At 74.6% G+C, this 5,668-nt stretch carries 7 protein-coding genes; 5 read left to right on the top strand and 2 right to left on the bottom strand.

Translation table 11 applies throughout. The features are described 5' to 3' along the window. Both BI06_RS45110 and BI06_RS45105 read left to right on the top strand, forming a co-directional pair. Positions 1-791 (top strand): PP2C family protein-serine/threonine phosphatase (locus BI06_RS45110; RefSeq protein ID WP_043479003.1); only part of this gene is annotated, 791 nt, incomplete at its 5' end. A 207-nt stretch (positions 792-998) separates the two neighbouring features. Continuing rightward, positions 999-1,772: an SDR family oxidoreductase gene (locus BI06_RS45105; protein ID WP_043479000.1), complete on the top strand. Its 774-nt coding sequence runs from the start codon at positions 999-1,001 to the stop codon at positions 1,770-1,772. 21 nt (positions 1,773-1,793) lie between these two features. Here the strand turns inward: BI06_RS45105 and BI06_RS45100 are convergent, their stop codons facing one another. Further along, positions 1,794-2,189 (bottom strand): helix-turn-helix domain-containing protein, encoded by a 396-nt coding sequence (locus tag BI06_RS45100; RefSeq protein ID WP_043478997.1) that lies wholly within the window; start codon positions 2,187-2,189, stop codon positions 1,794-1,796. Between the two features lie 68 nt (positions 2,190-2,257). Between BI06_RS45100 and BI06_RS45095 the strand changes: the two genes are divergently transcribed. From BI06_RS45095 to BI06_RS45085, 3 genes are all read left to right on the top strand, one after another. Continuing rightward, on the top strand, positions 2,258-2,929 hold the full coding sequence (locus tag BI06_RS45095) for a nitroreductase family protein (RefSeq protein WP_043478994.1): 672 nt from the start codon (positions 2,258-2,260) through the stop codon (positions 2,927-2,929). A 76-nt stretch (positions 2,930-3,005) separates the two neighbouring features. After that, complete coding sequence (locus BI06_RS54565; RefSeq protein ID WP_233290564.1) at positions 3,006-3,635, top strand: hypothetical protein; 630 nt, start codon at positions 3,006-3,008, stop codon at positions 3,633-3,635. Between the two features lie 87 nt (positions 3,636-3,722). Continuing rightward, a complete protein-coding gene (locus BI06_RS45085; RefSeq protein WP_043478991.1) occupies positions 3,723-4,394 on the top strand; it encodes a GNAT family N-acetyltransferase in 672 nt (223 codons plus the stop codon). A gap of 322 nt (positions 4,395-4,716) precedes the next feature. Here BI06_RS45085 and BI06_RS45080 read toward each other — a convergent pair. Continuing rightward, on the bottom strand, positions 4,717-5,668 hold a 952-nt coding region (locus tag BI06_RS45080; RefSeq protein WP_063795163.1), incomplete at its 5' end, for a carbohydrate-binding protein.

Below are 5,668 nucleotides of genomic sequence, written 5' to 3'. Positions count from 1 at the left end.
ACTGGACCGAGGTCGCCCTCGGCGCCACCCGGGCCAGGCTGGCGGACAGCGAGCAGGAGACGGCCGAGCGCGAGCAGCTGGCGCTCCGCCTCCAGCAGGCGATCCTGCCCGCGGCACCCCCGCCGCTCGGAGCCCCCGGACTGCGCGCCGCCGTCCGCTACCGGCCCGCCGCCAAACGCGAACGGGTCGGCGGCGACTGGTACGACGTCATGGTGCTGCCCGACCGTCAGGTGCTGCTCGCGGTCGGCGACGTGGCCGGGCACGGGGTCGGCGCGGCCACCGGCATGGTCGCGCTCCGGCACGCGCTGCGCGGTCTGGCCGTCACCGGCGCCGGTCCGGGCCGGCTGCTGGAGTGGGCGAACATCGTGGCCCTGCGCGAACCGGAGCAGGTGACCGCCACCGCCGTCTGCGTGCTGCTCGCGCCGGACGACGGCTCGCTGCGCTGGGCCCGGGCCGGCCACCTCCCGCCGATCAGACTGGCCCCCGGCGGCGCCGAGGTGCTGCCGCTGCCGCACGGCGTGCTGCTCGGGGCGCTGGCGGACGCCGAGTACGAGGAGTACACGGCCCGGCTCGTCCCGGGCGACGTGCTGCTCCTCTACACCGACGGCCTGGTCGAGCGTCGGGACCGCCCGGTCGAGGAGTCGGTGGACCAGCTGATCCGGGCTGCCGGCCCGCCCGGGCCCGATCTGGAGCGGTACCTGGACCTGCTGCTGGAGCTGAGCCCGGCCGACACCGACGACGACACCTGCCTGGTCGCCGTCCGCATCGAGCGGGCGGAGCTGCCCGGCTGACCAGGCCGGCCCGTGCCCGCCCTGCACGCCCGAGCCCGCCTTGCATGCATTGCACGCATTGACGACAGATCGTGCGTGCCCCGCACACCCTCCGGCGCCGTGCGGGCCTAGGGTCGGTGGCCGGAGATCGTCGGGGCCGCCGCGCACGCGGGGGATGTGCGGGCCCGGCGATCTCCCACGACACAGGCACCACGAAGGAGAACAACCATGTCGAACCGCAGGACCGTCGCGGTGGTCGGCGCGACCGGGCGTCTGGGCGAGCACGTCGTCCGCGTGCTGGCGGAACGCGGCCACGAGGTCGTGGCGATCTCGCGCTCGGCGGGCGTCGACATCGTCGCGGGCGAGGGCCTCGACCAGGCGCTGACCGGGGTCGATGTCGTCATCGACACCTCCGGCACCCCCTCCGCGGACGAGACGGTGGCGACGGAGTTCTTCACCGCCGCCGCCGCGAACCTGCACGCGGCGGGCGCCCGCGCCGGGGTGGAGCTGATCGTCTCGGTGTCCATCCTCGGCATCGACGCGTCGACCGGCGGCTACTACCGCGCCAAGGTCGCCCACGAGAAGGCCCTGACGGCCGGTCCGGTGCCGGTCCGGATCCTGCGCGCCGCGCAGTTCCACGAGTTCGTCGAGCCGCTGGTCAGCTGGGGCCGCCAGGGCGACACCGTGCGGGTCCCGCTGATGCGCACCCAGCTCGTTGCGGCCGCGGCGGTGGCCGAGGCGCTCGTCGACCTCGCCGAGGGCCCCGCGCCCGAGCCGGGCACCACGGCGGCGCCGTTCCCCGAGATCGCCGGCCCGCGCGAGGAGAACCTCGCCAAGGCGGCCGAGCTCGTCTACGCGGCCCGCGGCGAGAACGTCACCGTCGTCGAGGTCAGCGAGGAGGGCACCCCCGACCGCGAACTCCTGGAGAACGGCGCGTTCGTCGCCGGTCCCGCCACCACGCTCGCCGGCCCGACGCTGGAGGAGTGGTTGGCGCAGGCCTGACCGCCGCCGCCCGCCCGGCCGTCAGGGAGCGGCCTCCCGGTCGGCCGGGCGGGCGGCGCGGGCCCGCTCGATGTCGTTGATGTGGGCCTCCGTCCACTCGCGGAGGGCGCTGATCGGTCCGGCGAGGCTGCGCCCCAGCTCGGTGAGCCCGTACTCGACGCGGGGCGGCACGGTCGGGTGCACGGTGCGGGTAACGAACCCGTCGGTCTCGAGCAGCCGCAGGGTCTGGGTGAGCATCTTCTGCGACACCCCCTCGATGCGCCGGGACAGCTCGGTGTAGCGGAGGGTGCCGTCGAGCAGGCTGTCGACGATCAGGACGGTCCACTTGCCGGCGATGTGGTCGAGGACCTGGCGGGTCGGGCACTTCGCGGAGTAGACGTCGGCCGGGAGGCCGGAGGTTGCCACGGTGGTCTTCACCCGGGGAGAGTAACGCACTTTCAGGTGCCTTCTTCCCAAAAGAGAGTGACTCTCCGAGAGTTGTCGGCATGACGAACCACGCGATGTCCGTTGCCGAAGCGATCCGCACCCGCCGCACCGTCCGCCACTACCGGCCCGACCCGGTCTCCCCGCAGCTCCTCGACACCCTGCTCGACCTGGCGGTGGAGGCCCCCACCAGCTGGAACCTCCAGGACCGCTCGATCGTGGTGGTGTCCGGCGAGGAGGGCCGGGCGGGTCTGGCCTGGGCCACGGGGGGCCAGCCCCAGCCGACCGAGGCGCCGGTGGTGCTGGTCTTCGTCGCCGAGCCGCAGGCGTGGCGGGAGGACCGCAGCGACGTCTACCGGCAGGCGCGGGAGAACGGGGCATGGAGCGAGGAGTTCGTCGAGATGTTCTCGGCCGCCTCGCAGGAGTTCCAGGAGGGCCTCGAACGGCGCGGCCTGCTCCGCGAGTACGCGGTGAAGGACGCGGTCATCGCCGCCTCCTTCGTGATGCTCGCGGCCACCTCGATGGGGCTGGCGACCTCGCCGATGAACGGCTGGGACGAGGAGAAGGTCAAGAAGGTGATCGGGATCGAGGACCGCGAGGACCTCGCCATCGCCCTGCTGGTCTCGGTCGGCCACCCCGCCGGCACCCGCCGCCACCCGGGCCGCCGCCCCCGGCGGCGCGTCGTCTTCGACGGGACGTACGGGACCGGCATCACCTCGCCCCTGCCGCGTTAGGCCCGGTCGCGGCCGGGTAGACGCGACTCGCTGGAGGGGATCGGGCGCTGCGGGGGCGGACGGAAAGGACGCCGTCATGTTGTTGTTCGGACTCCTCCTGGTCGCTGTGACCGGGGCCTTCACCGGCCTGCTGATCGCCGGCAACCTCTCCGGCGGGCCGGAGTACCAGGTGGTCCTTCTGGGCCACGATCTGGTGACGTTGAACAGTCTGGGGATCTTCCTCGCCGGGCTGGCACTCGCGCTGCTCTTCTGTCTCGGCCTCGTGCTGGCCCGCGCGGGCCGGTCGGCCCGCAGGGCCCGGCCCGCCGAGGTCGCCGGAGCGACCGGAGCGACCGGAGCGACCGGAGCGGCCGGGGTGACCGGGGTGACCGGGGTGACCGGAGTGGCCGGGACGACGGGGCACGGCCACCGCGCCGCGCCCGCCCAGGACCGCCCGGACCCGCAGACCCTGAACGAGCGGGACCCGCACGAGCGGCCCGAGGAACGGCTCATGGAACGCCGGATCGCGGACGACCGGATCGCCGACGAACCGGCCTCCCGGGGACCGGTCGCCGTCGCTCCGGTGGCGACCGGCGGACCGGTCGCCGAACCCGCCGGGGAACGGGCCGAGGAGCGGGAACGGGCCGAGGAGCAGGGCGGCCGGTTCGGAGGAAGCCCGTCGGATTCCTCCGGCGGGGAGCGGCAGCCCCACCTGCCGGGCCACTGACCGGTCACCCGCCGGGGACGGGGGTTGGCAGGTCGGCGAGTTTCGGTAAGATGTGAAATCCGATAATGACTATTACGGGGGTCGAGGATGGGCGAGTCCGTCATCAGCGGGCTGGTGCGGAGCTGGGTCGGGGGCTGGGTGGTCTCGCGTGGGGCGGCCGAGCCGGTGGACGAGCCGTGGGGCTGGACGGTCGACGTCGGCCAGTCGGCGCAGGTCGCGCGGCACGTGCTGCCGGAGCCGACCGAGCCCGACGTCCGCAAGCTGGTGGCGGCCACCACCGCGCCGGGGACCTGGCTGAAGGTGTTCACCGACGACGACACCGTCCGGCCCTGGCTCGGGCCGGGCTGGCGCTTCGACGTCCCCGGGTACCTGATGACCGTGCCGCTCGCCGCCGGAGGCCCGGTCGTACCGGCCGGGTACACCCTCACCACCTGGGAGCGCGGCGGTGTGGTCCGGGCGCTGGTCCGGACCGGGGCCGGGCACTTCGCCGCGCGCGGCCAGCTCGGGCTGGCCGGGGCCGTCGCCGTGGCCGACCAGATCGAGACCGCGCCCGCGCACCGCCGCCGGGGCCTGGGCTCGGTGGTGATGCGGGCCCTGGAGGACGCCGGGCACCGCAGCGGCGCCGAGACCGGGTTCCTGGTGGCCACCCCCGAGGGGAAGGCGCTCTACAGCACCCTCGGCTGGACGCTCCGCGCCACCATGGCGAGCCTCTACTACGCCCCGGACGCCCCGGAGCCGGCGGAGTCCGCCGCCGTGTGACCGATACTCCGCCGTGTGACCGATACTCCGGCGCGTGACCGACGCCCGGCCCCGGACGGGTGTCCGGGGCCGGGCGTCGGTTCGGTGCCGGGCGGGCACCGGCTTCAGCGCCGGTTCAGCACTGCGGCCGTTTGCCGTGGTTGGCACCCTTGCGACGGGCCTTCTTCTTGCGGCGACGCTTCGACGACATCGGGCCTCCTTGGTGGGTTGGCCCCCCGTCCAAGGTCTCACACGGAGGGCCCACCGTGGCAGCGCCGGTTGCTCCGATCGAGGGCGCGGCGGGCCGGTCGGCCCGGGCTTCGGTGCGGTGGACGGTCATCGGTCAGACCGCCTGCCAGAGCGCCGGGGTGTTCGGCGGCTCCCACCCGGCCTGCGCCTGGTGGCCCTGGAGGCAGCGGTAGGAAGCGCTGCCGTAGGTGACGGTGTCGCCGGCCTGGTAGACGGTGCCGGCGGCCCAGGTGCCGCCCGGGTTGCCGGGGCCCGGACCGGGGCCGGGACCGGGGCCGGGCCCCTGCCCGTCGGTCTTCAGCGTCAGCCCGTAGCCCTGCAGGATCGGGTTGACCGGCTGGTAGTACGTGGTGCCGCTCTGGGAGCAGTTCCCGGTGCCGCCCGAGGTCACGCCCTGGGCCTGGGTGCCCGAGATGAAGGAGCCGCCCGAGTCGCCCGGCTCCGCGCACACATTGGTCCGGGTGACGCCGGAGACGGTGCCCTCGGCGTAGGTGACGCTGGTGTTGTGCTGCTGGATCGTGCCGCAGTGCCAGCCGGTGGTGGAACCGGACCGGCAGACCGAGGCCCCGACCTGCTGCAGCACCGAGCCGGTCACCGCGCCGGACGCGCTGTTCACGTACGGGGTCGCGGTCCAACTGCTGTTGGTGGCCACCCAGGACATGTCGTTGCCGGGGAAGACCGAGGCCTGGAAGCTGCCCTGGGCGACCCGGTTGGCGCCGGTCGTGCTGGAGCCGGCCCGGCCGCAGTGGCCCGCGCTGACGAAGCCCTGGGTGGTCCCCCGGGTGATCGGGAAGCCGATCGAGCAGCGGCTGCTGCTGTCGATGTAGTAGGCGTCGCCGCCGCGGAGGTCGTAGAGCGGGCGCGGGGCCTCGGCCACCGTCTCCACCCGCACCGCCGCCCGGTCCACCCCGGCCCCGGCGACCAGCCGTTCGGCGGCGGCCCGGTCGGTGGCCTGCACCACGACGGTGTTGGCGGCCACGTCGACGTAGCGCACCGGCGCGGCGAGCGCGTCCGCCCGTCCGGCGGCGTCGCGTGCGGCGGCCCGG

Origin of the sequence: Kitasatospora sp. MBT66, from assembly GCF_000710405.2 — a bacterium.
In the GTDB taxonomy this organism is placed as follows: domain Bacteria; phylum Actinomycetota; class Actinomycetes; order Streptomycetales; family Streptomycetaceae; genus Kitasatospora; species Kitasatospora purpeofusca.
This window is presented reverse-complemented; position numbering and strand designations above follow the sequence as displayed.